Source organism: Agromyces sp. NPDC055661 (genome assembly GCF_053618135.1).
In genome coordinates, this window is sequence record NZ_JBSHHC010000001.1 from 494,567 (window position 1) to 521,444 (window position 26,878).

Below are 26,878 nucleotides of genomic sequence, written 5' to 3' on the forward strand. Positions count from 1 at the left end.
CCAGCAGCATCCGACGACGAAGTGGAGCGCACGTGCTCGACCCCTCCCAGATCGCGGCGATCGCCGACGAGCTCGCCGACGCCGACCGGAAGCGCACGACCGTGCCGCTGCTCACCGCCCGCAATCCCGGCATGACCGTCGAGGACGCCTACGCCGTGCAGCGCGAGTGGGCGCACCGCGGTGTGAGCGCCGGACGACGCATCGTGGGCCGCAAGATCGGCCTCACCTCGAAGGTCATGCAGGCCGCCACCGGCATCACGGAGCCCGACTACGGCGTCATCTTCGACGACATGGTCATCGAGTCCGGGGCATCCGTCGAGTTCGACCGCTTCTCGAACGTGCGCATCGAGGTCGAGCTCGCCTTCGTGCTGCGCGACCGGCTCGTCGGGCCGGGCACGACGATCTTCGACGTGCTCGACGCGACTGCGTACGTCGTGCCCGCGCTCGAGATCCTGAACTCGCACGTGGAGCTCGAGGGGCGCACGATCGTCGACACGATCTCGGACAACGCGGCCATGGGCGCGATGGTCGTCGGCGGCCGCCCGGTCAGGCCCGACGCGCTCGACCTGCGCTGGGTCTCGGCCCTGCTCTCGCGCAACGAGGTGATCGAGGAGTCGGGCGTCGCCGCCGCCGTGCTCGGGCACCCCGCCTTGGGCGTCGCCTGGCTGGCGAACAAGCTCGCACAGCACGGGCAGGCGCTCGAGGGCGGCGAGATCATCCTCGCCGGGTCGTTCACCCGCCCGATGTGGGTGCAGCGCGGCGACACGGTGCACGCGGACTACCACGAGTTGGGAACGGTGACATGCCGGTTCGAATGACCCTGCCCACGACGCTGGCCCAGCGGATCGCGGCATCCGACCGCCCGCTCGCGGGCATGTGGGTGTGCTCGGGCAGCGCGCTCAACGCCGAGATCGCCGCCGGCAGCGGCCTCGACATCGTGCTCATCGACGCCGAGCACTCGCCCAACGGACCCGAGTCGATCCTCGCGCAGCTCCAGGCCGTCGCGGCCTACCCGGTCGCGCCGCTCGTGCGGCCGCCGTTCGGCGACACGGTCGTCATCAAGCAGTACCTCGACCTCGGCGTGCAGAACCTGCTCATCCCGATGGTCGACTCCCCCGAGCAGGCCGCCGAGCTCGTGCGCGCCGTGCGCTATCCGCCCGAGGGCGTCCGGGGCGTGGGCAGCTCGCTCGCGCGCTCGGCGCGCTGGAACCGCGTGCCGGGCTACCTCGCCGCCGCCGCGACGACCGTGTCGCTCTTCGTGCAGGTCGAGTCGCAGGCCGCGATGGAGCGCGTCGCCGAGATCGCGGCCGTCGACGGCGTCGACGGGATCCTCGTCGGACCGGCCGACCTGGCCGCGTCGATGGGCCTGCTCGGGCAGCAGGACCACCCCGAGGTCGTCGACGCAGTGCTGCACGCCATCCGCGTGGGCGTCGAGCTCGGCGTGCCCGTCGGCGTCAACGCGTTCGCGCCGGACGCCGCGCAGCGGTACTTCGACGCCGGCGCCGCGTTCGTGCTGGTCGGCGCCGACGTGCAGCTCCTTGCGCGTGCGTCCGAGGCCCTCGCCGATCGCTTCATCGGCGACGGCGGCGCGGCGGTCCGTTCCGAGTACTGAGGGCTCCCGCCGCGCTTCCAGCGCGCGAACGGATCGTATATGATTTCAGATACCGACCAGACGAGGACGTCCATGAGCACCGCCATCCCCGGCATCGCCGCCCCCGGCAAGATCATCGCCGTGCACCTCAACTACCCGTCGCGTGCCGCGCAGCGGGGTCGCACTCCGGCGCAGCCGAGCTACTTCCTGAAGCCCGCGTCGTCGCTCGCGTCGTCGGGCTCCTCGCTCGAGCGTCCGGCCGGCACCGAACTCCTCGCCTTCGAGGGCGAGATCGCGCTCGTCATCGGCGAACCCGCGCGCCGGGTCTCCCCCGACGAGGGCTGGGCGCACGTCGCCGCGGTGACGGCCGCGAACGACTTCGGCCTCTACGACCTGCGGGCCGCAGACAAGGGCTCGAACGTGCGCTCGAAGGGCGGCGACGGCTTCACGCCGCTCGGCCCCCGGCTCCTCGACGCGGCATCCCTCGACCCCGCCGGCCTGCGCGTGCGCACCTGGGTCGACGGCGAGCTGGTGCAGGAGGACACGAGCGCCACCCTGCTCTTCCCGTTCGGACGTCTCGTCGCCGACCTCTCCCAGCTCATGACGCTCGAGCGCGGCGACGTCATCCTGACCGGCACGCCCGCGGGGTCATCGGTCGTCGTCCCGGGCAGCGTCGTCGAGGTCGAGGTCGACGCGCCCGGCGTTCCGGGTGCGCCGAGCTCCGGCCGCCTCGTGACGACGATCACCGGCGGCACGGTGCCGTTCGGCGACTTCGGCTCGGCCCCCGAGGTCGACGACCGGCAGCGCATCGAGGCGTGGGGCGACGCCGAGTCCGCCGGCCTGGCCGAGACGTCGACGGATGCCGCCGAGCCCGCGTTCGAGCTCACCGACGAGCTGCGCGCCCTGCTCTCGTCGGTCGGCACGGCGACGCTCAGCGTGCAGCTCCGCAAGCGCGGTTACACCGACGTGTTCCTCGAGGGCGTGCACGCCAACCGCGCCGGGGCACGCGTCGTCGGCCGCGCCCGCACGCTGCGGTTCATCCCGTTCCGTCCCGACCTGTTCGCCCGAAAGGGCGGCGGCTACAACGCGCAGAAGGTCGCGTTCGACACCGTCGGACCCGGCGAGGTGCTCGTCATCGACGCCCGCGGCGAGCGCGGCACCGGCACGGTCGGCGACGTCCTCGCGCTCCGCGCGCAGGTGCGCGGGGCGGCCGGCATCGTCACCGACGGCGGCACGCGCGACTTCGACGTCGTGGCGGCCATGGACATCCCGACGTTCTCGCAGGGCCCGCACCCCTCGGTGCTCGGGCGCCGGCACGTGCCCTGGGAGGTCGACGTCGCCATCTCGTGCGGCGGCGCGGCCGTCGAGCCGGGCGACGTGATCGTGGGCGACGGCGACGGCGTCATCGTGATCCCGCCGTCCCTCGCGTGGGAGGTCGCCCGCGAGGCGTCCGCCCAGGAGGACGAGGACGAGTGGGTCGCGAAGCAGGTCGCGGCCGGGGCATCCGTCGACGGCCTCTTCCCCATGAACGCCGAGTGGCGCGCACGGTACGAGGCCGAACGCCGCGGACCCGACCTGGTGCGACCGTGACCGCCGAGAGCAAGTCGCAGCTCGCGTACCGGTTCATCCGCGAGCGCATCGACGACGGACGCTACGTGCCCGGGTACCGGCTCGTGCTCGGCCAGATCGCGAGGGAGCTCGACGTCTCGGTCGTGCCCGTGCGCGAGGCGATCCGCCGCCTCGAGGCCGAGGGGCTCGTGACGTTCGAGCGCAACGTCGGCGCGCAGGTCGCGCTCATCAAGGAGACCGAGTACCTGCACACGATGCAGACGCTCTCGCTCGTCGAGGGCGCCGCGACCGCGCTCTCGGCGCCGTACGTCACGCCCGAGCACCTGCGCCGCGCACGCGAGGTGAACGAGCGGATGCGCCGCACCCTCGACGACTTCGACCCGCACCGGTTCACCGAGCTCAACCTCGAGTTCCACGCGGTGCTGTTCGAGGAGTGCCCGAACCCGCACATCCTCGACCTCGTGCACCGCGGCTGGAACCGCATGCGCATGCTGCGCGACTCCTCGTTCAGCTTCGTGCCCGGCCGGGCGCGCGAGTCCGTGGACGAGCACGACCGCATCGTCGACCTCATCGAGCAGGGCGCCGACCCGCTCGAGATCGAGCTCGCCGCCCGTCGCCACCGCACCGCCACGCTCGACGCGATGCTCGCCTACCAGGCGTCCCACCGGCATGCGGTCGCCGAACCTGTGGCTCCCTGATCCACCGCTCCCTGAGCTCGTCGAAGGGAGCACTCACCGAACAGGCTCCCTTCGACGAGGCTCAGGGAGCGAACATCCCCGAATCGAAAGCCGACCCACATGACGCACCACATCCCTGAGGGACTCCCCGACCGCATCCGCCACTACATCGACGGCGAGTTCGTCGACTCGATCGGCGGCGAGGTGTTCGACGTGCTCGATCCGGTCACCAACGAGCCCTACGTGCAGGCCGCCGCCGGCCAGCAGGCCGACGTCGACCGCGCGGTGGCGGCCGCCCGGCGGGCGTTCACCGACGGACCCTGGCCGCGCATGCTCCCCCGCGCCCGCGCGCGGGTGCTGCACCGCATCGCCGACCTCGTCGAGCAGCAGGACGCCCGGCTCGCGGAGCTCGAGACCTTCGACACCGGCCTGCCGATCACGCAGGCGCTCGGCCAGGCCCAGCGCGCCGCCGAGAACTTCCGGTTCTTCGCCGACCTGATCGTCGCCCAGCGCGACGACACCTACAAGGTGCCCGGCCGCCAGGTGAACTACGTGAACCGCAAGCCCATCGGCGTCGCGGGCCTGATCACGCCGTGGAACACGCCGTTCATGCTCGAATCGTGGAAGCTCGCCCCCGCGCTCGCCACGGGCAACACCGTGGTGCTGAAGCCCGCCGAGTTCACCCCGCTGTCGGCGTCGCTCTGGGCCGACATCTTCCGCGAGGCCGGCGTGCCCGCGGGCGTGTTCAACCTCGTCAACGGGCTCGGCGAGGAGGCGGGCGACGCGCTGGTGAAGCATCCCGACGTGCCCCTCATCTCGTTCACCGGCGAGAGCCGCACCGGGCAGCTCATCTTCGGCAACGCCGCGCCGTTCCTGAAGGGCCTCTCGATGGAGCTCGGCGGCAAGAGCCCGGCCGTGGTGTTCGCCGACGCGGACCTCGAGCAGGCGCTCGACGCCACCGTGTTCGGCGTGTTCTCGCTGAACGGGGAGCGCTGCACCGCGGGCAGCCGCATCCTCGTCGAGCGCCCGATCTACGACGAGTTCGTCGAGCGCTACGCCGAGCGGGCGCGCAACATCGTCGTCGGCGACCCGCACGACCCCGCCACGGAGGTCGGCTCGCTCGTGCACCCCGAGCACTACGACAAGGTCATGTCGTATGTCGAGATCGGCAAGGGCGAGGGCCGCCTCGTCGCCGGCGGCGGTCGCCCCGAGGGGCTCGACACCGGCAACTACGTGGCCCCCACGGTGTTCGCGGATGTCGCACCCGACGCCCGGATCTTCCAGGAGGAGATCTTCGGCCCCGTCGTCGCGATCACCCCGTTCGACACCGACGAGGAGGCGCTCGCGCTCGCGAACGGCGTGATGTACGGCCTCGCGGCCTACATCTGGACGAACGACCTCAAGCGCGCCCACAACTTCTCGCAGGCCGTCGAGGCGGGCATGGTGTGGTTGAACTCGAACAACGTGCGCGACCTGCGCACGCCGTTCGGCGGCGTCAAGGCGTCGGGCCTCGGACACGAGGGCGGCTACCGCTCGATCGACTTCTACACCGACCAGCAGGCGGTGCACATCACGCTGAACGAGGCGCACTCGCCCCGGTTCGGTACGCACTGACCACACCGGTGGTCGAGGAGCGCCGGCGCAGGCGACGCGTCTCGAGACCCGGCCCCGCGGCATCCGACCATCACCACACCCCGAACCCCCGATCAACCCTCGAAGCAAGGACGCTGACATGAGCACCGACCACGTCGTCACCCCCGACGGCCCCGAGCCCGTCGTGACGGGCACCGACCCGATCGCCGCGTCGAACCCGATCCCCACGCCCGCAGCGACGCCGCCCGACGTGGTGCGCTGCGCCTACCTCGACCTCGTCGTGACCGACCTCGCCGCCTCGCGCGCGTTCTACGTCGACGTGCTCGGGCTGGTCGTCACGGAGGAGGACGACGAGGCGATCTACCTGCGCAGCTTCGAGGAGTTCATCCACCACAACCTCGTGCTCCGCAAGGGCCCGGTCGCGGCGGCCGCCGCGTTCTCGTACCGCGTGCGCACGCCCGAGGACCTCGACCGCGCCGTCGCGTTCTACACCGAGCTCGGATGCCGCGTCGAGCGCCGGCCCGAGGGCTTCGCGACGGGCATCGGCGACTCGGTGCGCGTCGAGGACCCGCTCGGGTTCCCGTACGAGTTCTTCCACGACGTCGAGCACGTCGAGCGGCTCGCATGGCGCTACGACCTGCAGACCCCCGGATGCCTCGTGCGCCTCGACCACTTCAACCAGGTGACGCCCGACGTGCCCCGAGCCGTCAAGTACATGGAGGACCTCGGCTTCCGCGTGACGGAGGACATCCAGGACCAGGCCGGCACCACGTACGCCGCCTGGATGCGCCGCAAGCCCACGGTGCACGACACCGCCATGACCGGCGGCGACGGACCCCGCCTGCACCACATCGCGTTCTCGACGCACGAGAAGCACAACATCATCGCGATCTGCGACAAGCTCGGCGCGCTGCGGATGTCCGACGTGATCGAGCGCGGCCCGGGACGCCACGGCGTCTCGAACGCCTTCTACCTCTACCTGCGCGACCCCGACGGCCACCGCGTCGAGATCTACACGCAGGACTACTGGACGGGCGACCCCGACAACCCCGTCGTCACCTGGGACGTGCACGACAACCAGCGCCGCGACTGGTGGGGCAACCCCGTCGTGCCGTCCTGGTACACGGAGGCCTCCCTCGTGCTCGACCTCGACGGCAACCCGCAGCCCGTCGTCTCCCGCACGGATGACTCCGAGATGGAGGTCACCGTCGGCGCCGACGGGTTCTCGTACACCCGCAAGGGGGACGAGGCGAAGGGCTTCAAGCTCGGCAACACGCTGTAGGGCGGCGCGCATCGAGCGTCGTACCGTGCCGGAAACGCGTGCGCAACTCCGGATGCCACGACGACGCGCCTGAGCAGCGGGCGACGATCCCCGGCGTGTCGACGCGGCATCCGGAGTTGTGTACGCCCTCGGCCCGACCATCGCGGCTCAGTCGAACTCTACCGGACGGGCCGCGATGCTGTCCCATCTGTGCGAGCCGCGCCGCAGCATCAGTCGCAGTGCCGCTTCGATTGACCCCCAGTCCGTCAGCACCTGCCAATGGCTGTACGACACGTACTCGTACCCGATGGCGACCAGCCATCCGATGCGTGAGCGGTCGCGATCGAACGCGCCGGGCAAGGAGTGCGGTGTCTCGCCATCGACCTCGAAGATCAGTCGTTCGCCGATCAGCAGATCGGCCCAGTACCCGCCCGGAAGCCGGACCTGGGCCCGCACCGGGATGCCGGCCGCGCCGAGCGCCTCCCGCGCGACGGTCTCGCCGATCGCCTGGCTCCCGGTGATCGACCGCTCCGCGACGCGACGCAGGTGCCGCGGCAGCGAAGCCGTGAACCGCTCGAAGGCGGGCTGGCCGAGCAACGCCGCGCGGTCCGGCCGCCACTCCACACGCTCACGGGCCGAGTCGAGCGCGCAGATCGCGTCGAGTTCGGGAACGCACGCGAGCATCTGCCGGAGGCACGTCTGCAGGGACACGATGGCGCCCGGGCCGGTCTCGCGAGTCCAGTGCAGGCGGACGCCGCCCGACGGGTCGCCTGCGCGAAGCAGGCGGCCGACGTCGTCGGCATGACGGAGCCGGGTCGCGTGGTGGTCGACCGCGACGTGCAGTTCGGATGGCGGCGTGAGGACACGGAGCCCGTGCTGACGGGCCGCCGAGACGCAGGCGAGCTGTCCGCCGACGCGCACTGCGCGCTTCATGTCGAGCGGCATGCCGGGGTCGACGAAGACGCCTCGGCGCACACGCTCGATGGCGCCAGATGCGATGGCCGCCTCGACTGCCCGCCGAGTCGATCCCGCCTCGCGAAGGTCGGCTGCCGTGCAGACGCCCCGATGTGCGCGAGCGACGCTGCGTGGATCGAGCATGCGACGGAGCATGTCCGTCCTGCGACCGCGGGAGGTCCAACGCCCCCACTCTGAGGGCAGCCGCTCGTCGTCGACATTTGGGGAGGGCAGGTCACGTGGCCTCAGCCGTACACGACTCCGGATGCTGCGCCCGACGCGCCGCAACGTCGGAGCGCACGATCGGGGTGTCGCACGCGGCATCCGGAGTTGTGCACGCAGGCAGGCGGAACTGGTGGGGTGCCGTGGCGCCAGAGTGGCGCCGCGTGGTGTGGGCGGCGCGCCTGCCGCCCCTCAGGCGAGGAACGCGATCGCCGCGTCCTTGAAGGCGCGCGAGGTGAGCGTCGAGACGTGGTCGCGGCCCGGGATCGACACGTAGTCCGCGTCCCACTCGAGGGCGAGCTCGCGCGCGCCCTGCGGCACGGGGTCGTCCTCGCCGGCGACGAAGAGCGTCGGGATGTCTCCCGGGATGAGGAGCGGCGCGCCCGAGACCCCCTCGATGCAGGCGAGGAGCGCCTCGCGATCGGCGCCGGCCGTGATCGCGGGGCGCAGCACCTGTTCGATGACGGGGTTGCGGGCGGGCTCGTCGCGCTCGAGCACGCCACGTGCGTCGTCGAGGTCCCAGCTCGCGAACAGCTCGTCGGGCCCCGCGCCGCCGATCACCACGCGCCGGACGCGCTCGGGCGCGAGCTCGGTGAGCGCCGATACGACGCGGTTGCCCATGGAGTAGCCGACCACGTCGACCACTCCGACCCCGGCCGAGTCGAGCACGGCCACGAGGTCGCCGCCGAGGCGCTCGGGGGCGTAGTCGTCGGCGTCGACCGGCTTGTCGCTGTCGCCGTGGCCGCGGAGGTCGACGACGATCGCGCTCCGTCGGGCGTCGGCCAGCGATCGCACCCAGCCGGTGCCCTCCCAGGTGATCGCGGCGTTCGACGCGAAGCCGTGCACGAGCAGCACCGGTGGGCTCGGGGCATCCGCGGCGACGTCGCCATGCACCCGGTAGGCGACGAGCACCCCGTCGGGGCCCTCGGCGTGCAGCGTCGGGACGTCGTGGGCGCCGACCTGCCTCACGCCGAGGCCTCGTCGAGCACCGTCGACTCGGTGATCTCGGCGCCGGCGTGGCCGAGCTCGGCGAGCGCGGCGTCCGAGCTGGCGGGGGCGACGCCCGCGATGAGGTCGGTGAACACGCGCACGTGGCGGCCGTGCTCGATCGCGTCGAGGCCGCTCGCCCGCACGCAGTAGTCGGTGGCGAGGCCGACGAGGTCGACGTCGGTGATGCCGAGGTCGTCGAGGTGGTGCGCGACGGGTCGCCCGTCGTCGTCGATGCCCTCGAAGATCGAGTACGCCGGCATGCCCTGCCCCTTGCGCACGTGGATGTCGACGGCCGCCGTGTCGAACGCGGGGTGGTACTCGGCGCCGTCGCTGCCGGCCACGCAGTGCTCGGGCCACGTGTCGACGAAGTCGGGCTCCTCGTCGGTCGCGAAGTGCCCGCCGTTGTCGTTGTCGGCGTCATGCCAGTCGCGCGAGGCGACGACGACTTTGTAGACGTCGCCGTGCTTCTCGAGCAGCTCGGTCACGCCCGCGGCGACGGCCGCCCCGCCCTGCACCCCCAGCGCGCCGCCCTCGGTGAAGTCGTTCTGCACGTCGATGATGAACAGTGCCCTCGTCACGGGTGCTCCTTCCGCTCTCGCGTCCTCGCCTCGCGTCCATTCTCGCCGCAGAATGCGAGGATCGCCCCCTCGACGACGTCGACGAGCCGCTCCAGCGAGTCCGTCGACACCCACTCCTCGTCGGCGTGCGCGCCGCCCCCGATGGGGCCGACCAGCACCGTGGGGATGCCCGCGGCCGCGATGAGGCCCGCGTCCGTCCACCAGGGGTCGCCGCGACGTACGGCGGACGCACCGCTCGCGACCTCGACCGAGACGAGCACCGCCCTCGCGATCGGCGACGCGGGATCCGCCTCCATGGCCGGTCGGGCGACGAGCTCCACGACCCGAGCGGGCTGCGACGGGTCGAGCACGCGCTCCAGCTCGGCACCCGGATCGGGCTCTCCGGGCAGGGTGCGGCGCTCCACGACGAGCACGCAGCGATCGGCGACGGTCGCGGCATCCGTGCCGCCCTCGATCGTCGCCACGCGCACGCTGCCGGCTCCGAGCAGCGGATGCCGCGGCCGGGCGTCGACCTCGGCGGCGAACGCGCGCAGGGCGACGAGCCCGTCGAGCGCGCGGTCGATCGCGTCGACGCCGAGCTCGGGCTGGGACCCGTGCGCCGCGACGCCCTCGTACTCGACGCGATACCACGCGAAGCCGCGGTGCGCGAGGGTCACCTCGAGGTCGGTCGGCTCGAGCACGATCGCGCCGTCGGGGCGCGGCAGCGCCGACCGAGCGGATGCCCCGTCGCCACCGGCACCGGCGAGGCCGTCGGTCTCGGCGTCGAGCGCCGCCAGCAGCTCCTCCATGCCGACCGAGCCGAACTCCTCGTCGGCCGCGAAGGCGAGCACGAGGTCACCCGGAAGCTCCTCGGGCGCGGCCGCCGCCGCGATCATCGCCGCGGCGAGCCCGCCGGCCATGTCGTAGGCGCCGCGGCCGACGATCCGATCGCCATCGCCCGGGCGCCCGTCGGCGGGCCCGCCGGCGCCCGCGCCCTCACCGTCACCCGCACCGCCCACCGTGTCGAGGTGGCCGGCGAGCAGCAGCGTACGCCCACCGCCCACGCCGCGACGCCGCGCAAGCACGCTCGGGCGCGTCGGATCCGCGCCGACCAGCCGCACGGCGAAGCCGCGCTCCGCCAGCCAGGCGGCGACGAGCTCCGCGAGCTCGCGCTCGCCGGCGCCGCCCGGGACGAGCGACGGGTTGGTCGCGTCGACCGCCACGAGCTCACGGGTGAGCGCCACGACGTCGGCCCGCGGCATCCGCTCGCCGTTCGCCGTCGCGCCCGGGTCGGTCATGCGTTCGACAGGTTGTCGCCGCAGAGGAAGAAGCCGGTGGTGAGCGTGTCGATGGCCTGCTTGGTGTCATCGGAGACATCGCCGAGCGCGTAGATCGCGAACGTGAGCGTCGCGCCGTCCTGTGCGCGGATGACGCCCGAGAGCGTGTAGCCGGTCTCGATCCAGCCGGTCTTCGCGGAGACGGCGCCGTCGGCCACCGCGTTGTCGCCCGAGAACCGGTCGCTGTACGAGAGCGAGCCGCGCTGGCCCGAGACGGGCAGGCCGTCCATGATGACGCCGAGGTTCGCCTCGCGGGCGTTGATCTTCACGAACAGCCGGGTGAGGTACGAGGGCGGGACCGCGTTGTTGTCGCTGAGCCCCGAGCCGTCGACGACGGTGATGCCCGTGGTGTCGATGCCGTACGCGGCGAGCCCCTGCAGCACGCCCGCGTTGATCGCCGAGAACGTGTTGCCGGCGCCGGCCTTGATCGCGACGAGGCGGCCGAGCATCTCGGCCACGGAGTTGTCGGAGACGACGAGGGCCTTGTCGATGAGTTGCGCCACCGTCGGCGACGAGACCGCGCCGAGCTGCGCCGCACCCGCCGGCGCGGTGCCGCGCTCGATCACCGAGACGCCGCCGAGCTCGTCGGCGAACGCGTCGCCGACGCGGCCGATCGGGTCGCCGCTGCGCGCCGAGGTCTCGGCGTACGGGTCATCGCGGTCGCCGTCGATCTGCAGAGCGGTGATGTTCGACATGTAGCCGTCCTCGCGCTCCACCGGGTCCCAGCTGGGCTCCCACTCGTCGCCGCCGAAGTAGCTCGCGTCGAGGATCAGCTTGGTGAGCGGCGGGTTCGACGGATCGGCGTCCCACGCCGCGCGCACCTGGGCAGCGAGGTCGTCGAGGTGCGCGGCGCCCGGGTAGACCCCCTCGTCGCCGCTCGACGTGCGCGAGAGCGTGACGTCGCCGCCGCCCACGAGCACGACCGAGCCGGGCTCCGAGCCCTTCACGACGGTGGTCGTGGCGCGGTAGTCGGGGCCGAGGATCGAGAGCGCCGCGGCGGACGTGAGGACCTTCATGACGCTCGCGGTGCGCGACGCGGTGCCGCCGCCGCGGTCGTAGAGCACCTCGCCCGTCGTCGCGTTCACGACCTGCGCCTGCAGGTTCGCGAGACGGCCGTCGGCCGCTCGGTCGGCGACGGAGCACGTGCGGATCCGGCTCGCGGCCGCGGCCGACGCGGGCGCCGGACGAGCCGGATCGGCGGTGGGCGTCGGCGTCGCGGTCGCCGCGGTGACCTCGACCTCGTCGCCGCCCGCGACGGCGGCGCCGGCGAACACGGCCCCCGTTCCGAGGAGCGCGAGCGCCACTGCGCCGGCCGTGATCGAGAGCGCGAGGCGGTGCTTCCGCGCGAAGGCGGCGACGGATGCCCCGAATCCCTGCCGGTGGGCCGTCGGGCCGGTCGTGGCGTCGACGGCCTCAGCGGGGCCGGGGTCCCCGGTCTCGACGGGTTCGACCGGACCGCTGGAGCTGCCGGAGGCGGCGGGGTCGGCGGGGTCGCCCGACGGACGGGCGTCGCCCGCGGCATCCGTTTCGTCGGCCATCCGGGGAATTGTACGCGGCGCCCCGGAGCGGAACCTGACCGTCGCCCGAACGCCGGCTGATGGTCACTCGCCCGGGTAGCGCAGCCCGATCTGCTCGCGGATCGCGTCGAGCGTGCCCATGATCGCGATCGTCTCGTCGATCGTGAGCACGTCGCCGCGCAGGTTGCCCTCGGCGAGGAGCCGCTCGACGGCCTCCGCCTGGAAGTGCATGCCGCGCCCCGTGACCTCGGAGCGGAACTCCTCGAGCACTGCACCCTCGGCGTCGATCACGCGGAAGCTCGTGGGCGTGTACCAGACCCGGTCGATCTCGATGCGCGCCTCCGTGCCGATCACGGCGGCGGTGTTCGGACCGAGCGTGTCGCTCGCCGAGAGCATCGAGGCGATCCGGCCGCCCTCGTAGCCGAAGACGTTCGCGATCTGCGCGTCGGCGCCGGTGTCCTTGAAGGTGGCGGTCGACTCGATCGTCACCGGCGCGCCGAACAGGTCCCACGAGAACGAGACCGGGTAGATGCCGAGGTCGAGCAGCGCGCCGCCGCCGAGCTCGAGCGCGTTGATGCGGTGCGCCGGATCGGACGAGAGCTTCTGGGTGTGGTCGACGATGAGGGTGCGCACCTCGCCCAGGGCACCCTCGGCGATCAGCTCGCGGATGCGCACCATGTGCGGCAGGTAGCGGGTCCACATCGCCTCGAGGGCGAGGAGGCCGCGTTCGGCGGCGAGATCGGCGATCTCCTGGGCCTCGCGCGCGTTGACGGTGAACGGCTTCTCGACGAGCACGTGCTTGCCGGCCTCGAGCAGCAGGCGCGCGGCGCTCGCGTGCAGCGGATGCGGCGTCGACACGTACACCACGTCGACCTCGGGGTCGACGGCGAGCGCCTCGTAGCTGCCGTGCGCGTTCGGGATCTCGAACTCGCCGGCGAACGCGTCGGCGGCCGCCTGGGTGCGCGACCCCACCGCCTGGACGGTGAAGCCGTTGAGCCGCAGGTCGTTCGTGAAGGCGTGGGCGATCCCGCCCGTCGCGAGGATTCCCCAGCGCAGTCGATCGGTCATGGCGCAAGCCTAGCGCCGCCGGGAGAGCCCGCTCATGGCGCTGTTCGGCACCGTCGTCAGCGTTGTACGGGTGGTCGCGGCATCCGCGTCAAGGGATTGATCGAGATCCGCCGAACGTGTTTCGTGGTCCCCATGGAACGGATCTACTACGCAGGCGACCGATTCCTGACCGGAACCGACTTGGCACGCGCCCTCGTCGAGTACGCCGCCGCACTCGCACGGCAGGGATCGGCCGGCGCGATCGAGATCCCCGTGCGACACGCCGACGGCACCGTCGGCGTGGTCAACTTCCTCGTGGGGCCGGCGAGCCAGCTCGCGACCGAGTCGATCGACGGCGAGGCGGGGGAGGAGATCCAGGACGAGCAGCTCGTCGCCCGGCTGCGCGCGCTCACCGTCGAGCTCTCGCCCATGCACCCGGTGGCGCAGCCGTCGGCGGTCGAGCCCGAGGGCACCTCGGGATACGACTGGACCGACGAGGTCTGACCGCTCGACGTCACCTGAACCGCTGCACTGCCCCGTCGGTCGGGACCGGCGCTCGTCGACCGCGACCGGCGCTACTCGATGGGCACCCGCTCGCCGTCGGGGCCGACCTCCCCCTGGATGGCCGTGGACACCGCGCCCGCGCCCCGCCCGTCGCCCTCCACGGCGGCCGCAGCGGCATCGACCTCCCCCGGAGCCGCGGGCTCGACGAGGTCGGGCGGGATCGGCAGGATGGCGATCGGGATGCCCGGGCCGATGAGCAGTTCTGCCGGCTGGGGCCGGCCCTCGCCGTGGTTGACCCGGATCCAGGTCGCGACGCCGTCGCGATGCGCGGCCTCGATCTCCTCCTTCATCCGGTCGAAGTCCTCCTGGCCGATCGAGAAGTCCCGTCCGGCGTAGATGATGCCGATGCGCTTCATGACTCCCGCTCTCCCCCGGCCCCGGACTCCTCGGGCTCGGGCATCAGGTGCAGTCCGCTCGGCGAGTTCGCCGCGCTCATCAGCAGGTCGATCCACGCGCGGTTGATCGACGGCTGCCGGCCGCCGGCGTACTTGAAATGGAGCGGGATGGTGGGATGCAGCCACAGCGTGCTGCGCCCGTCGCCGATGGCGGGGTCGTCCCGCCAGCTGAAGTAGAACGACTCGGCCCGACGGAGCTTCGCGCCGATCACCAATTGCAGGTGGGCGAGGACGCGGTCGTCGAAGTCGACGGTGAGGGTGGAGTCGTAGGTGAGTTTGCCCATCGGGCCTCCGATGCTCGAACTCGCGGTCGATCGGGTCATCGACACGGCGGACGTGCCGTCAGGATAACGGGACTCCCGTGGCGCCGCGCCCCCTTGACGGGCAAGATGGTCCGTGCGTGTTCCGGCGGACGCCCGCATGATTGCTGCGTACGCCGGCCGATCAGCCCCCGAACTGGGTCGCGCGGCGCGGCCCGGTTCGGCACTACCCTCCGTGCATGACAACGCTGTCGAGATCCCGGCGTCTCACGACGCTCGCCAGCGCATCGATCCTCGTCGCCTCGGCGACGGTCTTCGGCGCTCTTCCCGCCCACGCCGCTCCAGGCGGACCGGGCTCCTCCTCCGACAAGTCGTCCTATGCCGCCCTCGGCGACTCCTATGCCGCCGGTGTCGGCGGCGGCGACTACCTCGACCTCTGCCTCACGAGCCCGAACGGGTACGCGGCCGACCTCGCCGACGATCCCGGCCGCACCCAGCACTCGTCGCTGCGCGGCTGCGTCGGCGCCACCGTCGACGTCGTCGCCGCGACGCAGCTGGCCGGGCTCGACCTGCGCACCCGCCTCGTCACCTTCACGGCCGGCGCCAACGACCTCGGCCTCGAGGCGGTCACGCTCGCCTGCCTGACGGGAACGCCCGAGCAGTGCCAGGCCGCCGTGCAGGCGGCACTGGCGAACCTCACGCCGCTCGCGCAGGACCTCGTCACGACCTTCGCCAGCCTCCGCGCTGCCGCGCCGAAGGCGACGGTCGTGGTCACGGGGTATCCGCTGCTGCTCGATCCCGCGATTCCGCAGTCCGGGTTCGTCAACGACGGCGTGATCGCCCTCAACCGGGTCATCGCCGCGGCAACCCTGGCGTCCGGCCCGGGCTTCAGGTACGTCGACGTCACCACCGCCTTCGCCGGCCACGGCATCGGCTCGGCCGACCCGTGGATCATCCCGCCGCCCTCGCTCGAGGCGTTCCACCCCACCCCGGCCGGGTACCTGGCGTACGCGAACACGATCCGGGCCGCACTGTGATCCGCGCGGAGCACGAGTCGGCGACCCGCCGGCTCGCCCTCACCGGTGCCGCGATCCTCGCCGCGGCGGCACTCGCCCTCGGCGCCGCGGTCGCAGGTCCGGCGCATGCCGCGACGGCGGCCGTCTCGACAGGGAAGCCCGACAAGCCCGGCAAGCCCCCGGGCGGCGGAGGCGGCGGCTCAGGCGGCGGAACGACGGAGCTCGAATACGCCGCGGTCGGCGACTCCTTCGCCGCCGGCGTCGGCGCCCGGAGCTACCTCGACACGACCTGCTCCCGCAGCTCGCTCAGCTACCCCAAGCTCCTCGACGCGGACGCGAACCTCCGGCTGACGGCGTTCCCGGCCTGCACCGGCGCCTCGACCGCGATCGTGATCTCCTCGCAGGTGCCGACGATCCCGTCGACCGCGAAGCGCGTGACGCTCACCGCGGTCGGCAACGACGTCGGCTTCGCGTCGATCATGCAGAACTGCTTCGTCATCGTCGTGTCCGCGTGCCAGTCGAGCCTCGCGAACGCCGAGACCCTCGTCGCGAACGGGACGGTGGCGGCGAACGTGGCCGCCACGATCCAGGCGATCCGCGCGCGGGCGCCCGAGGCGAAGGTCGTGGTGACGGGGTATCCGCTGCTCTTCAACGAGCCGAGCCGCTACCAGTGGGCGGCACGCGCGAATGTCGACACGGCCGCGCTGAACGACGCGGTGGCCGCCGCGGCGGCGGCGAGCGGCGCGGTGTTCGTCGACGTCGAGCCCGCGTTCGCCGGCCACGGTATCGGCAGCCAGAGTCCGTGGATCAACGATTGGTCCTGGCTGCGAACGACCGACGGCTTCCACCCGAACGCCACCGGCTACGCGGCGTATGCGACGGAGATCCGGAAGGTCATCGGCTGACCGTCGGAGTTCGGTCGCACGAACGACGAAGGGCCCGGATCTCTCCGGGCCCTTCGAGTCTCGCGAGCCGCCTGAGGGAATCGAACCCTCGACCTATTCATTACGAGTGAATCGCTCTGCCGACTGAGCTAAGGCGGCGTGGCATCCGTCTCGCCTCGGCGATCCGGCTGGCACGAGAGTCTATGTTAGCGGGTTTCGCGATCGTCGTTGACCATCTCAGCAGCGCGGGTCGCTCGCGGGCACGGTTCCGTCGATGAGGTAGGACTCGACGGCGTCGGACACGCAGGTGTTGGACTTGTTGTAGGCGGTGTGCCCCTCGCCCTGGTAGGTGACGAGCACGCCGCTGTCGAGCTGGTCGGCGAGCGACACCGCCCAGTCGTAGGGCGTGGCCGGGTCGCCCGTGGTGCCGACGACCATGATGGGCGCCGCGCCCGACGCGTGGATCTCGCCGCGCTCCCGGTCGCCCTGGTACGGCCACTGGATGCAGCTGAGGTCGCCGTACCCGAAGTAGGGGCCGATCGTCGGGGCCGCCTCTGCGATGGCCGCGGCCTTCTCGCGCATGACGTCGACGTCGGGCTGGTAGGTGTAGTCGAGGCAGTTGATGGCGCGGAACGCCTCGGTCGAGTTGTCGCGGTACGTGCCGTCCTCGTTCCGGCCGTTGTAGCCGTCGGCGAACGAGAGGGCGAGGTCGGCGTCGCCGAGCATGACCGACTCGAGCATCTGGCTGAGGTACGGCCACGACTCGGGGCTGTAGAGCGGGTAGATGATCGCGGTGAGCAGCGTGTCGGCCCCGACCATGCGCCCGTCCGTGCCGCGGAGCGGGCTCTGGTCGACCGACGCCAGGAGATCGCCGACCTCCTGCATCGAGGCGTCGCCCGTGCCGGTGAACGGGCAGTCGCTGCCGGTCAGGCAGTCCTCGAGGTAGGCGCTGAGCGCGTGCTCGAAGCCGACCGCCTGCGCCTCCGTGACCTCGGTGTCGCTCGCGGACGGGTCGATCGCGCCGTCGAGCACCATCCGGCCGACCTTGTCGGGGTAGAGGTCGGCGTAGGTGGCGCCGAGGTACGTGCCGTACGAGTACCCGAGGTAGTTGAGCTGCTCGTCGCCGAGGATCGCCCGGAGCAGGTCGAGGTCGCGCGCGGCGCTCACCGTGTCGACCTCGCCGAGGAGCGCACCGCTCTGCTCGGCGCAGGCCGCGCCGAAGTCGCCGGCCGCGTCGCCCACGTACTGGATCCACTCGTCGCTGCCGCGCTCGGCGGGCACGATGCCGTACAGGTAGTCGTCCATCTTGGCCGCGTCGTAGCACGCGACCGCCGACGAGCGCCCGACGCCGCGCGGGTCGAAGCCGACGATGTCGAACCGCTCCTGCAGCGGCTGCCCGACGGCGTAGTCGAGCGAGTCGGCGATGAAGTCGTAGCCCGAGCCGCCCGGGCCGCCGGGGTTCACGAGCAGGGAGCCGATGCGATCGCCGCCGGCGACGTGCCGTACGAGCGCGAGCTCGACCTCGCCCGCGCCGGGGTCGTCCCAGTCGAGCGGGGCCTTGGCGGTGGCGCAGCCCAGTCCGTCGCCGCAGGGCTCCCACTCGAGCACCTGCGAGTAGAACGGCTGCAGGTCGGCGGAGACGTCCTCCCGCGTCGGTGTCGAGACGGGCTTCGACTGGTCGAGGAAGGTGGGCATGCAGCCCGTGAGCGCGACGAGCACCGCGAAGGCGACGGCGCCGATGCCCAGGCGGCGGGCACGCGGCATCCGGCCGATCGCGCTCGGTCGTCGGTCGGTCATGCGGCTCCCCGTTCGTTCACGGTCGTGCGGATGGCGCTCACGAGCATCGCCTCGAGGGCGAGTGCGGGCTGCACATTCCCCTCGATGCGCTCGCGCGCCTCCTGGATGGCGTCGAGCGTCGCGAGCGTCTGCGCCGGCGTGGCGGATGCCGCGGCCCGGCGCATCGGCTCGGCGATCTCGCGATTGACGAGGTCGACTTCGGCGTCGAGCTGGATGAGCAGCACGTCGCGGTAGAGCGAGGCGAGGTCGACGAGGATCCGGTCGATGCCGTCGCGGAGGCTGCGCGTGGCGCGGCGCTTCTGGTCGTCCTCCAGGGCCTTGAGCTGCGGTCGGAGCGCGGCCGGCACGGCTTGGCCGGGCGCGAGTCCGAGCGAGTGCAGGGCGTGCGCGCGCTCCTCTGCGTCGCGGAGCTCGGTGATGGCCTTGGCGTCGTCGCCCGCGATCTCGAGGAAGCGCGCCGCGGTCGCGACCGCCGTGGCGGCCGAGCGCACGCCGAGCGCGAGCCGGAGCGTCTCGGCGCGTCGATCCCTGGCCTCCTCGCTCGTGGCGAGGCGATGGGCCATGCCGATGTGGCACTGCGCCTCGCGCGCCGAGCGTTCGGCGAGCGCCTCCTCGACGCCGTCGCGGCGAACGAGCAAAGCGGCGACCTCGGCGACCGTGGGCATCTGCAGTCGCACGGTGCGCACGCGCGAGCGGATCGTGGGGATCAGGTCGGCCTCGCTGGGCGCGCAGAGGATCCAGACCGTGCGCTCGGGCGGCTCCTCGAGCTCCTTCAGCAGGAAGTTCGACGTCTGCTCGGTCATGCGGTCGGCGTCCTCGACGATGATGACGCGGTGCCGCCCGACCGACGGCGCGTAGTGGGAGCGCTTCACGATCTCGCGCACGTCGTCGCGCTTGATGATGACGCCCTCGGTGGCCAGCACGTGCAGGTCGGGATGGCTGCGCGCCTCGACCTGGATGCGGGTGCGTTCGTCGCCGTCGGGATCGCCGGCGATGAGCGCGGTCGCGAAGGCATAGGCGAGGTTGGAGCGACCCGAGCCGGGCGGGCCCGTGATGAGCCACGAGTGCGTCATCTGCTGCGATGCCGCGCCGCCCGCGGCCGCCGCCGCGGCGCGGAACACGCCGATCGCGGGCTCCTGCCCCGTCAGCTCGTCCCAGACGCTCACGCGACCACGCTACCTTCCGCTTCCGACCGTCGGCTGTGCGTTGCTCAGAGCAGGTGCGCGACGCGGCCGCGGATGTCGCCGGCGATCTCGTCGACCGGGCGTGCGGCGTCGACCACGAGGAATCGGTCGGGTTCGGCCTCGGCGAGGGCGAGGTACGCGGCGCGAACGCGGTCGTGGAACTCGGATGCCTCGGCCTCGAGGCGGTCGTAGCGCGTCCGCGCCTCGTCGAGGCGTCCGCGCGCGGCATCCGCGTCGAGGTCGAGGAGGATCGTGAGGTCGGGCGCGAGCCCCTCGGTCGCCCATTCGGACAGGCTGCGCACGGCTTCGGGGTCGAGCACGCGACCGACGCCCTGGTAGGCGACCGACGAGTCGATGTAGCGGTCCTGGATCACGACCTCGCCGCGTTCGAGGGCGGGGCGGACGACCGTGGCGACGTGGTGCGCCCGGTCGGCCGCGTAGAGCAGCGCCTCAGCTCGGGGCGAGATGTCGCCGCGGTGGTGCAGCACGATCTCGCGGATCTCGACGCCGACCTCGGTGCCGCCCGGCTCGCGCGTGCGCAGCACGGTGCGCCCCTCGCCCGACAGCCATTCCCGCAGGAGCTCGGCCTGCGTGGTCTTGCCGGAGCCGTCGCCGCCTTCGAGGGTGATGAAGACGCCGCGGGTCACGCGTTGCTCTTCTTGGCGGGCGCCTTCTTCGCGGGCGCCTTCTTCGCCGTGGTGGTGCGCTTCGCGCGCGGCGCCGCCGGGCCCTTGTCGCGCTTGATCTGCAGCAGCTCCACCGCCCGCTCGAAGGTGATGTCCTCGACCGACTCCGCCCGCGGGATCGTGGCGTTCGTGGTGCCGTCGGTCACGTAGGGGCCGAACCGGCCGTCCTTCACCTTGATCGGCTTGCCGCTCACCGGGTCGTTGTCGAATTCCTTCAGGGCGCTCGACGCCGTGCGCGCACCGTACTTGGGCTGGGCGAACAGCTCGACGGCGCCGTCGAGGCCGATCTCGAAGATCGCGTCCTCGCTCGGAAGCGTGCGGGTGTCGGCGCCCTTCTTGAGGTAGGGGCCGTACCGGCCGTTCTGCGCGGTGATCTCGTCGCCCGACTCGGGGTCGAGCCCCACGACGCGCGGGAGGTCGAGGAGCTTCAGCGCGGTGTCGAGGTCGATCTCCTCGACCTGCATGCTCTTGAAGAGCGACGCCGTGCGCGGCTTGGGCGCCGCGGCCTTCTTCGCGCTGCGCTTGGGCTTGGCCTCGACGACCTCGCCGGTCGCGGGGTCGACCGATGCTTCGGTCCCAGAGCCCGTCGACGGGGGCTCGGGCTCGAGCTCGGTCACGTACGGTCCGAAGCGGCCGTCCTTGACGACGACCTGCTTGCCGTTCGCGGGGTTCTCGCCGAGCACGCGGTCGCCCTGCACGGGCGCCTCGATGAGCTCTCGGGCCTTGGCCTCGGTGAGCTCGTCGGGGGCGAGGTCGGGCGGGAGGTTGACCCGGCGCGGCGGGGCGTCGGGCGCCGCATCGGGCTCCACGGTCTCGAGGTACGGGCCGTACTTGCCGATGCGGAGCGTCACGTCGGGCGCGATGCGCACCGAGTTGATCTCGCGCGCGTCGATGTCGCCGAGGTTGTCGACGACCTGGCGCAGTCCGCGGTGCGTGTCGGAGCCGAAGTAGAACCCGTTCAGCCAGTCGACGCGGTCGGCCTCGCCCGACGCGATCCGGTCGAGGTCGTCCTCCATCTCCGCGGTGAAGTCGTACTCGACGAGGTCGCCGAAGTGCTCCTCGAGCAGGCGGACGACGCTGAACGCGACCCAGCTCGGCACGAGGGCCTGTCCGCGCTGCGTGACGTAGCCGCGGTCGAGGATGGTCGAGATGATCGACGCGAACGTCGAGGGTCGGCCGATGCCGAGCTCCTCGAGCCGCTTCACGAGGCTCGCCTCCGTGTAGCGAGGCGGCGGGCTGGTTTCGTGGCCCTTGACGTCGAGCTCGGCGAGGTCGAGCGACTGGCCCTCCTTCAGCGGCGGCAGCTTGGCGTCGCCGGGGGCGTCGTCGGTGTTGCGCTCCTCATCGCGGCCCTCTTCGTACGCGGCGAGGAAGCCGCGGAACGTGATGACCGTGCCGCTGGCCGTGAACTCTGCGATGGTGCCGGCCACGGCGGCGGATGCCTCGGCGGGGGTCGCGCCGGTCTCAGTAGACGCTGTCGATGCGGTGGGGCCGACCTCGATCGTGATGGTCGCGGTCTGGCCCTTGGCGTCCGCCATCTGGGATGCGACGGTGCGCTTCCAGATGAGGTCGTACAGCTTGTACTCGCTCCCGCGGAGCACCCGCTCGAGCTCGGCGGGCGTGCGGAACACGTCGCCCGACGGGCGGATGGCCTCGTGCGCCTCCTGCGCGTTCTTCGACCGGCTCGCATAGGTGCGCGGCTGGTCGGGGATCGAGTCGGCGCCGTAGAGCGAGGTGGCCTGGGTGCGCGCGGCCGTGATCGCCTGCTGCGAGAGCGACGTCGAGTCGGTGCGCATATAGGTGATGTACCCGTTCTCGTACAGCGACTGCGCGACGCGCATCGTGTCGCGGGCCGAGAGCCGGAGCTTGCGCGCGGCCTCCTGCTGCAGCGTCGAGGTGGTGAACGGGGCGGCGGGACGGCGCGAGTACGGCTTCGACTCGACCTTGCTCACCCGGCGCGCGACGGCGTCGTCGCGCAGGGCGGCGGCCAGCGCGTGGGCGGTGGGCTCGTCGAGGACGACCGCCTTGCCCTTGAGCCGGCCGGAGTCGTCGAAGTCGCGGCCCGTCGCGACGCGCTCGCCGCCGAGGCGCACGAGGCGAGCCTCGAACGACGGCTCGCCCTCCGCGGCGGACGGGGCGAACCGGCCGATGAGGTCCCAGTACCCGGCGGCGACGAACGCGAGGCGCTCGCGCTCCCGGTCGACGACGAGTCGCGTGGCGGCCGACTGGACGCGCCCGGCGGAGAGGCCGGGCCCGACCTTGCGCCACAGCACCGGCGACACCTCGTAGCCGTAGAGCCGGTCGAGGATGCGGCGGGTCTCCTGGGCGTCGACGAGCGCGGTGTCGAGCTCGCGCGTGTTGTCCTTCGCCTTCTGGATGGCGTCGCGCGTGATCTCGTGGAAGACCATGCGGCGCACGGGCACCTTGGGCTTCAGCTCCTGCAGCAGGTGCCACGCGATGGCCTCGCCCTCGCGGTCCTCATCAGTGGCGAGCAGGAGCTCGTCGGCGTCCTTCAGGGCGCGCTTGAGCTCGGCGACCGTCTTCTTCTTCGAGTCCGACACGACGTAGTAGGGCTCGAAGCCGTGCTCGACGTCGACGGAGAACTTGCCGAGCGAGCCCTTCTTCAGCTCGGCCGGGAGGTTCTTCGGCTCGATGAGGTCACGGATGTGGCCGACCGAGGACAGCACCTCGTAGCCGTCGCCGAGGTACTGGGCGATCGACTTCATCTTGGTCGGCGACTCGACGATGACCAGTTTCTTCGCGCCTGACACCAGACTCCTCTTGTTCCGTGGATGGGAGAACGCACATCGTTGCCGCGCCCCCGAGCGGTGTGCCGTGGTCGAGCGGAGCGGTCCGCCGACAGCCACACCATACACATATCGACCGTGAGTGCACCCATTCTGCGCCGCGTCGGCGCGGGCCGCGACGCCCCGACGCACCTCTTGCAGTTCCCGGTGCGCGGAGGAGAATGGCGGCATGGACACCTCTTCCGCGAGCTCGTACACGGCGAAACTCATCGACGGTCCGCTCGAGGGGAAGACGGTCGCGACCGCCTTCCTCGAGACGGGCGATCCCCGCCCGCGCCTCGAGCTGAACACCGACAAAGGCAAGCACTACATCTACGCCCGGGCCGCGGGCCTCGAGTTCGGCGCCGAGGACGACGACCGTCCGACGGCCGTGGAGTACCGCTTCATCGAGACCGTCTTCGACTGAGTTCACGGGTCCCATCCCGGCGGGCCGGCCCTGGCCGTCGCTCGGAGTTCGACGGCGAACGACGAGACGGTCACGGTGACGGATGCCACGGGTCCGCCGAGTTCGCACGACGCGAGCGCGGCGCCGTTGCGTTCCGCCGTGCGCCCGGCGAGCTCGCACGGCACGCCGGCGACGGCGCCCGAGAGCGCGTCCGCTGCGGCGAGCGCTGCCGCATCTGCGGCGCCGGCAGCGCGCTGCGATGCCGCGAACGCCGCCGTGATCGGCACGACCGTGACCGCGAGCGCGACTGTGGCGCCGAGGATCCCGAGCGCGAGCACCGACGCCGCACCGCGCTCGCCTGACGTCGCGGACGGTTCGGGTGCCGCCGCGGAGTTCACAGCCCGCCCGCCACGGCGCACGACTCCGCGCGCAGTTCGATCGCCGCGAGCAGCCCGGCGCCGTCTGCGCTGAGGGCGACGCACACGAACGGGTCCTCCTGCCACGAGGACAGCCGTGCCCCGCCCGCCACGCGATCGGCGATCGACGCGGCGACGCCCTCGGACTCGCCACGACCCAGCGCCCGAGCGGCGTCGGCGGCGGCGTCCTGGAGCCGCACCTGCTGCGCGACGACGAGCACGGCCGCGAGGCATGCCGCGAGCACGAGGGCGATCGCGGGCAGCGCCACGGCGAACTCGGCCGTCACGCTGCCCCGATCCCCGTCATCCGACCGTGAGCGCATTCCGCACGAGGTCGGTGAGGATGCCGCGCACCTCGTCGCCGCGGAGGATGACGACGAGCAGGCCGGCGAACCCGACGGCCGCCATGGTGGCGACGGCGTACTCCGCGGTCGCTGCACCGCGCTCGCCCGCGAAGCGGCGCAGCGTGCGGCGCAGCGGCGTGCTCCTCGGGACGGCAGGGGCCGCGGTGTCGCGGCCGGCGACGGGGGCGACGGTAGGCGGCGCGTCGCCGGGGTGCTGGTGCATGGTGGTGTTCCTTCCTTCTGGCGCCGGATGGCCGGCGGGCGGGCGGCACGAGTCGGGAGGGTCATGCGGCACCGCCGAGGGTGCCGGTCACGACGGAGACGATGAGCGGCACGACGCCGAGCAGCACGAAGGCTGGCAGCACGCACGCGCCGAGAGGCAGCATCAGGCGCACGCCGAGTGCCGCGGCCCTGGCCGCGCCATCCGCTCGGGCCGTGCGTCGCCGCCGAGCGGCCTCGGCGCGGAGGAGTTCGGCGACGGGCGCGCCCGCCCGCGCGGCCACGGCGATGACGCCGTCGACGTCGGACGCGTCGGACTCGGTCGTGCCGACGGGCGCGAGCGCGTCGCGGACGATCGCACGGGCGCGCTCGACCGAGGCGCCGCCCGACATCGCCATGGCGACGAGCTCGAGCTCGAGCCCGCGTTCCGCCTCGGACGAGGTCGCCGTCGCCACGAGCCGCCGGCTCCAGCGACGGCCGGCCCAGAGCAGCCCGCCGCCGAGGACGACGCAGGCGATGCCGACCGGATTGCCGAACAGCACGGCCACCGTGTCGAATCCGAACGCCGCGCCGAACACGACGGCGATGAGCGGCAGCGCCAGCACGAGCCGGGCGCTCGTGACCGGTCCGGCGAGCGCGCTGCCGACCTCGCGACGGAGCTGCGCCTCGTCACGCAGCGCGCCGGCCAGCTCGCGCAGGCCCGATGCCAGCGGCGCGCCCGACTCGACGGCGACCTCCCAGGCCGCGCCGAGGAGCGCCCATCGCACCGACGTGCGGGCGGCCCCAGCACGCGCGGCGGCGATCGCAGCCGGCACGGACTCCCCGTCGGCCGCCGCCGCAGCGACCGCGCGCAGCACGGCCGCGTCCTCATCACGGTCGACCTCACGGGCGCCTCGGCCGGCCACGGGCGCGACGTCGACGTGCGACCACGCGACGGTCGCCGGCACGCCGGCCGACAGGAGCACGGCGAGCCGCTCGGCGATCGCCGCGACGGCGTCGAGCTCGGCGACCGCGTCGGGGCGCCGACGTCGCCACGACGCGAGGCGGGCTCGAAGCCTTCGGGCGGCCGTCACTGCGCCACCACCGCCAGGCGCCCGTCGCGCATGGCGAAGCGGCCGATGCCCGCCAGCCGTCGGCGGCCGTCGACGCGCTCGACGTGCAGCACGAGGTCGAACGCGCTCACGGCCTGCCGCGCGACCGCATGGGCATCGAGGCCGGCCGCGGACCCGAGGGCCTCGAGCCGTGCGGGCACGTCGTCGAGGGAGTTCGCGTGCAGCGTGCCGGCGCCGCCGTCGTGACCGGTGTTGAGTGCGGACAGGAGCTCGCGCAGTTCGACGCCGCGGCATTCCCCCACGACGAGGCGATCGGGGCGCATCCGGAGCGCCTCGCGCAGCAGCGCGTCGAGCCCGAGCCGGCCGGTGCCCTCGAGGTTCGCCTGCCGCGCCTCGAGCGAGACCACGTGCGGGTGGTCGACCGCCAGCTCGGCGACGTCCTCGATGAGCACGATCCGGTCGCGGGGGTCGGCCTCCGACAGGAGCGCGGCGAGCAGCGTGGTCTTGCCCGCGCCGGCCGCACCGGTGACGAGCAGGTTGCGCCGTCTCGCGACGGCGTCGCGCAGCATCGCCTCCTGGGCGGCGTCGAGCATGCCGGCCGCGGCGAGTGCGCGGAGCGGGAAGCCCGCGACGCGCGGCACCCGGACGGAGATGACCGTGCCGCGCGTGGAGACGGGCGGCAGCACGGCGTGCACGCGGACGCCGCCGCCCAGCCGCACGTCGACCGCGGGCGTCGCCTCGTCGATGTGACGGCCGCCGCGCGCGATGAGCCGGATCGCGAGCGCGCGCACCTCAGGCTCGTCGGCCGTCCACGCGGGCTCCCGCTCGGCACCGGAGCCGCGGTCGATCCAGAGCCCGCGGTCGCCGTTCACGAAGAGGTCGGTCACGGGACCGGCGGCGGCGAACGGCGCGAGCGGTCCGAGGAGCGAGAGGTCGGGCATGCCGCCCGAGCTCACGCGCGCGGCGAGCGCGGCGCCATCGGGGACCGCCGTGGCATCCGTGCCGGGCGAATCGGAGACGAGAGCGGCAGGGCCGGCGTCGTCAGGAGTCGCCGCGCCGCGCAGGCCCGCCGCCGATGCGCCGACGCCCGCGGCATCCGAGGCGCCGACGCCCGCGGCATCCGCAGCCTCGGGCGCGGGCGACCGGAGCCAGGAGGGCGTCGCGACGAACGGGGTGGTCATGCAACGACCGTACGGTCGGCGTCACGACGCGGAGCCGCGCCGGAGGCTGGTGGGGAAAGGAGCCTCCCCCACGTCGTTGTGGAGGAGGACTCGTTCCGGATGCATCGCTCCCGCACGGATGCGGAGCGGTGCCCTTAACGAAAGGGGGCGGCACCCATTGGGGGGAACAGGTGCCGCCTCGGCAGCGCAAGGATTGGGGGGAATCACGAGCGCTGCAGGCCTCGAAACGAGTGTTCGGGCGGTACCCAGTGTATGGCCTCGGGAAGGATGCGCAAGCATTATTTGTCCCCATTTGTGCGGACGTACAGATTTCTCTGCGCAAAGGCACAGTAACCGCTCCCGTCGGTGCTCGGAAGAGTATGGGACCCGGCGT

General features: G+C 72.5%; 27 protein-coding genes and 1 tRNA gene. 10 read left to right on the top strand and 18 right to left on the bottom strand.

The window, feature by feature from the left end; genetic code table 11:
- Positions 1 to 32 precede the first annotated feature (32 nt).
- The 6 genes from hpaH to hpaD all read left to right on the top strand — a co-directional run bounded on the left by hpaH (position 33) and on the right by hpaD (position 6,712).
- Entirely contained in the window at positions 33 to 818 is a 786-nt protein-coding gene (gene hpaH / locus ACWGO8_RS02265; RefSeq protein ID WP_452041516.1) for a 2-oxo-hept-4-ene-1,7-dioate hydratase, read from the top strand.
- The gene (locus ACWGO8_RS02270) at positions 803 to 1,612 is read left to right on the top strand and encodes an HpcH/HpaI aldolase family protein (RefSeq protein ID WP_452041517.1); all 810 of its coding nucleotides are present in this window, start codon (positions 803 to 805) and stop codon (positions 1,610 to 1,612) included. Before hpaH ends, ACWGO8_RS02270 begins: the two co-directional genes overlap by 16 nt.
- 72 nt (positions 1,613 to 1,684) lie before the next feature.
- A complete protein-coding gene (locus tag ACWGO8_RS02275) occupies positions 1,685 to 3,181 on the top strand; it encodes a fumarylacetoacetate hydrolase family protein (protein WP_452041518.1) in 1,497 nt (498 codons plus the stop codon).
- The gene (locus ACWGO8_RS02280) at positions 3,178 to 3,858 is read left to right on the top strand and encodes a GntR family transcriptional regulator (protein ID WP_452041519.1); all 681 of its coding nucleotides are present in this window, start codon (positions 3,178 to 3,180) and stop codon (positions 3,856 to 3,858) included. Before ACWGO8_RS02275 ends, ACWGO8_RS02280 begins: the two co-directional genes overlap by 4 nt.
- 99 nt (positions 3,859 to 3,957) lie before the next feature.
- Positions 3,958 to 5,451, top strand: a complete 1,494-nt coding sequence (gene hpaE / locus ACWGO8_RS02285; protein ID WP_452041520.1) for a 5-carboxymethyl-2-hydroxymuconate semialdehyde dehydrogenase — start codon at positions 3,958 to 3,960, stop codon at positions 5,449 to 5,451.
- Positions 5,452 to 5,569: 118 nt separating this feature from the next.
- Positions 5,570 to 6,712, top strand: a complete 1,143-nt coding sequence (gene hpaD / locus ACWGO8_RS02290; protein ID WP_452041521.1) for a 3,4-dihydroxyphenylacetate 2,3-dioxygenase — start codon at positions 5,570 to 5,572, stop codon at positions 6,710 to 6,712.
- Positions 6,713 to 6,859: 147 nt separating this feature from the next.
- Here the strand turns inward: hpaD and ACWGO8_RS02295 are convergent, their stop codons facing one another.
- The 6 genes from ACWGO8_RS02295 to ACWGO8_RS02320 all read right to left on the bottom strand — a co-directional run bounded on the left by ACWGO8_RS02295 (position 6,860) and on the right by ACWGO8_RS02320 (position 13,336).
- Entirely contained in the window at positions 6,860 to 7,933 is a 1,074-nt protein-coding gene (locus ACWGO8_RS02295) for a type IV toxin-antitoxin system AbiEi family antitoxin domain-containing protein (RefSeq protein ID WP_452041522.1), read from the bottom strand.
- Between the two features lie 126 nt (positions 7,934 to 8,059).
- Positions 8,060 to 8,836 carry an alpha/beta fold hydrolase gene (locus tag ACWGO8_RS02300; RefSeq protein WP_452041523.1) on the bottom strand — a complete coding sequence of 259 codons (777 nt, stop codon included), beginning with the start codon at positions 8,834 to 8,836 and terminating at the stop codon, positions 8,060 to 8,062.
- Entirely contained in the window at positions 8,833 to 9,435 is a 603-nt protein-coding gene (locus tag ACWGO8_RS02305) for an isochorismatase family protein (protein ID WP_452041524.1), read from the bottom strand. The genes ACWGO8_RS02300 and ACWGO8_RS02305 overlap by 4 nt, the downstream gene beginning before the upstream one ends.
- A complete protein-coding gene (locus ACWGO8_RS02310; RefSeq protein ID WP_452041525.1) occupies positions 9,432 to 10,712 on the bottom strand; it encodes a M20/M25/M40 family metallo-hydrolase in 1,281 nt (426 codons plus the stop codon). Before ACWGO8_RS02310 ends, ACWGO8_RS02305 begins: the two co-directional genes overlap by 4 nt.
- Positions 10,709 to 12,289: a D-alanyl-D-alanine carboxypeptidase/D-alanyl-D-alanine-endopeptidase gene (locus ACWGO8_RS02315; protein ID WP_452041526.1), complete on the bottom strand. Its 1,581-nt coding sequence runs from the start codon at positions 12,287 to 12,289 to the stop codon at positions 10,709 to 10,711. The genes ACWGO8_RS02310 and ACWGO8_RS02315 overlap by 4 nt, the downstream gene beginning before the upstream one ends.
- Before the next feature lie 63 nt (positions 12,290 to 12,352).
- A complete protein-coding gene (locus ACWGO8_RS02320; protein ID WP_452041527.1) occupies positions 12,353 to 13,336 on the bottom strand; it encodes a Gfo/Idh/MocA family protein in 984 nt (327 codons plus the stop codon).
- 132 nt (positions 13,337 to 13,468) lie between these two features.
- Between ACWGO8_RS02320 and ACWGO8_RS02325 the strand changes: the two genes are divergently transcribed.
- Complete coding sequence (locus ACWGO8_RS02325) at positions 13,469 to 13,819, top strand: hypothetical protein (protein WP_452041528.1); 351 nt, start codon at positions 13,469 to 13,471, stop codon at positions 13,817 to 13,819.
- 71 nt (positions 13,820 to 13,890) lie between these two features.
- Here the strand turns inward: ACWGO8_RS02325 and ACWGO8_RS02330 are convergent, their stop codons facing one another.
- Positions 13,891 to 14,235 carry a hypothetical protein gene (locus ACWGO8_RS02330; protein ID WP_452041529.1) on the bottom strand — a complete coding sequence of 115 codons (345 nt, stop codon included), beginning with the start codon at positions 14,233 to 14,235 and terminating at the stop codon, positions 13,891 to 13,893.
- Complete coding sequence (locus ACWGO8_RS02335) at positions 14,232 to 14,558, bottom strand: DUF7882 family protein (protein ID WP_452041530.1); 327 nt, start codon at positions 14,556 to 14,558, stop codon at positions 14,232 to 14,234. The genes ACWGO8_RS02330 and ACWGO8_RS02335 overlap by 4 nt, the downstream gene beginning before the upstream one ends.
- Before the next feature lie 215 nt (positions 14,559 to 14,773).
- Here ACWGO8_RS02335 and ACWGO8_RS02340 point away from each other — a divergent pair, with 215 nt between their 5' ends.
- Both ACWGO8_RS02340 and ACWGO8_RS02345 read left to right on the top strand, forming a co-directional pair.
- The gene (locus ACWGO8_RS02340; protein WP_452041531.1) at positions 14,774 to 15,571 is read left to right on the top strand and encodes an SGNH/GDSL hydrolase family protein; all 798 of its coding nucleotides are present in this window, start codon (positions 14,774 to 14,776) and stop codon (positions 15,569 to 15,571) included.
- Positions 15,568 to 16,455 (top strand): SGNH/GDSL hydrolase family protein, encoded by an 888-nt coding sequence (locus ACWGO8_RS02345; protein ID WP_452041532.1) that lies wholly within the window; start codon positions 15,568 to 15,570, stop codon positions 16,453 to 16,455. Before ACWGO8_RS02340 ends, ACWGO8_RS02345 begins: the two co-directional genes overlap by 4 nt.
- 65 nt (positions 16,456 to 16,520) lie before the next feature.
- Here ACWGO8_RS02345 and ACWGO8_RS02350 read toward each other — a convergent pair.
- From ACWGO8_RS02350 to topA, 5 genes are all read right to left on the bottom strand, one after another.
- Positions 16,521 to 16,593, bottom strand: a tRNA-Thr gene (locus ACWGO8_RS02350).
- Positions 16,594 to 16,671: 78 nt separating this feature from the next.
- Positions 16,672 to 18,231, bottom strand: coding sequence for an alpha/beta hydrolase (locus ACWGO8_RS02355; protein WP_452041533.1), 1,560 nt, complete (start codon positions 18,229 to 18,231; stop codon positions 16,672 to 16,674).
- Complete coding sequence (locus tag ACWGO8_RS02360; protein WP_452041534.1) at positions 18,228 to 19,397, bottom strand: DNA polymerase III subunit delta'; 1,170 nt, start codon at positions 19,395 to 19,397, stop codon at positions 18,228 to 18,230. The genes ACWGO8_RS02355 and ACWGO8_RS02360 overlap by 4 nt, the downstream gene beginning before the upstream one ends.
- Before the next feature lie 44 nt (positions 19,398 to 19,441).
- Positions 19,442 to 20,062, bottom strand: coding sequence for a dTMP kinase (gene tmk, locus ACWGO8_RS02365; RefSeq protein WP_452041535.1), 621 nt, complete (start codon positions 20,060 to 20,062; stop codon positions 19,442 to 19,444).
- Positions 20,059 to 22,872 (bottom strand): type I DNA topoisomerase, encoded by a 2,814-nt coding sequence (gene topA, locus ACWGO8_RS02370; protein ID WP_452041536.1) that lies wholly within the window; start codon positions 22,870 to 22,872, stop codon positions 20,059 to 20,061. Before topA ends, tmk begins: the two co-directional genes overlap by 4 nt.
- Positions 22,873 to 23,077: 205 nt before the next feature.
- Between topA and ACWGO8_RS02375 the strand changes: the two genes are divergently transcribed.
- Positions 23,078 to 23,314 (top strand): hypothetical protein, encoded by a 237-nt coding sequence (locus ACWGO8_RS02375; RefSeq protein ID WP_148732086.1) that lies wholly within the window; start codon positions 23,078 to 23,080, stop codon positions 23,312 to 23,314.
- 2 nt (positions 23,315 to 23,316) lie between these two features.
- Here ACWGO8_RS02375 and ACWGO8_RS02380 read toward each other — a convergent pair whose 3' ends face one another.
- The 5 genes from ACWGO8_RS02380 to ACWGO8_RS02400 all read right to left on the bottom strand — a co-directional run bounded on the left by ACWGO8_RS02380 (position 23,317) and on the right by ACWGO8_RS02400 (position 26,505).
- On the bottom strand, positions 23,317 to 23,691 hold the full coding sequence (locus ACWGO8_RS02380) for an Rv3654c family TadE-like protein (protein WP_452041537.1): 375 nt from the start codon (positions 23,689 to 23,691) through the stop codon (positions 23,317 to 23,319).
- On the bottom strand, positions 23,688 to 23,996 hold the full coding sequence (locus ACWGO8_RS02385) for a TadE family type IV pilus minor pilin (protein ID WP_452041538.1): 309 nt from the start codon (positions 23,994 to 23,996) through the stop codon (positions 23,688 to 23,690). The genes ACWGO8_RS02380 and ACWGO8_RS02385 overlap by 4 nt, the downstream gene beginning before the upstream one ends.
- 16 nt (positions 23,997 to 24,012) lie before the next feature.
- Positions 24,013 to 24,276, bottom strand: a complete 264-nt coding sequence (locus ACWGO8_RS02390; protein WP_452041539.1) for a DUF4244 domain-containing protein — start codon at positions 24,274 to 24,276, stop codon at positions 24,013 to 24,015.
- A 61-nt stretch (positions 24,277 to 24,337) separates the two neighbouring features.
- The gene (locus tag ACWGO8_RS02395) at positions 24,338 to 25,345 is read right to left on the bottom strand and encodes a type II secretion system F family protein (RefSeq protein WP_452041540.1); all 1,008 of its coding nucleotides are present in this window, start codon (positions 25,343 to 25,345) and stop codon (positions 24,338 to 24,340) included.
- The gene (locus ACWGO8_RS02400; RefSeq protein WP_452041541.1) at positions 25,342 to 26,505 is read right to left on the bottom strand and encodes a TadA family conjugal transfer-associated ATPase; all 1,164 of its coding nucleotides are present in this window, start codon (positions 26,503 to 26,505) and stop codon (positions 25,342 to 25,344) included. Before ACWGO8_RS02400 ends, ACWGO8_RS02395 begins: the two co-directional genes overlap by 4 nt.
- Between the last annotated feature and the right edge of the window lie 373 nt (positions 26,506 to 26,878).

Bases quoted from the DNA above. Each gene is read 5' to 3' on its own strand.
- ACWGO8_RS02270 (WP_452041517.1), top strand. From the start codon at position 803: ATGCCGGTTCGAATGACCCTGCCCACGACGCTGGCCCAGCGGATCGCG.
- ACWGO8_RS02275 (WP_452041518.1), top strand. From the start codon at position 1,685: ATGAGCACCGCCATCCCCGGCATCGCCGCCCCCGGCAAGATCATCGCC.
- hpaE (WP_452041520.1), top strand. From the start codon at position 3,958: ATGACGCACCACATCCCTGAGGGACTCCCCGACCGCATCCGCCACTAC.
- hpaD (WP_452041521.1), top strand. From the start codon at position 5,570: ATGAGCACCGACCACGTCGTCACCCCCGACGGCCCCGAGCCCGTCGTG.
- ACWGO8_RS02310 (WP_452041525.1), bottom strand. From the start codon at position 10,712: ATGACCGACCCGGGCGCGACGGCGAACGGCGAGCGGATGCCGCGGGCC.
- ACWGO8_RS02315 (WP_452041526.1), bottom strand. From the start codon at position 12,289: ATGGCCGACGAAACGGATGCCGCGGGCGACGCCCGTCCGTCGGGCGAC.
- ACWGO8_RS02320 (WP_452041527.1), bottom strand. From the start codon at position 13,336: ATGACCGATCGACTGCGCTGGGGAATCCTCGCGACGGGCGGGATCGCC.
- ACWGO8_RS02325 (WP_452041528.1), top strand. From the start codon at position 13,469: ATGGAACGGATCTACTACGCAGGCGACCGATTCCTGACCGGAACCGAC.
- ACWGO8_RS02330 (WP_452041529.1), bottom strand. From the start codon at position 14,235: ATGAAGCGCATCGGCATCATCTACGCCGGACGGGACTTCTCGATCGGC.
- ACWGO8_RS02335 (WP_452041530.1), bottom strand. From the start codon at position 14,558: ATGGGCAAACTCACCTACGACTCCACCCTCACCGTCGACTTCGACGAC.
- ACWGO8_RS02340 (WP_452041531.1), top strand. From the start codon at position 14,774: ATGACAACGCTGTCGAGATCCCGGCGTCTCACGACGCTCGCCAGCGCA.
- ACWGO8_RS02355 (WP_452041533.1), bottom strand. From the start codon at position 18,231: ATGACCGACCGACGACCGAGCGCGATCGGCCGGATGCCGCGTGCCCGC.
- ACWGO8_RS02375 (WP_148732086.1), top strand. From the start codon at position 23,078: ATGGACACCTCTTCCGCGAGCTCGTACACGGCGAAACTCATCGACGGT.
- ACWGO8_RS02390 (WP_452041539.1), bottom strand. From the start codon at position 24,276: ATGCACCAGCACCCCGGCGACGCGCCGCCTACCGTCGCCCCCGTCGCC.
- ACWGO8_RS02400 (WP_452041541.1), bottom strand. From the start codon at position 26,505: ATGACCACCCCGTTCGTCGCGACGCCCTCCTGGCTCCGGTCGCCCGCG.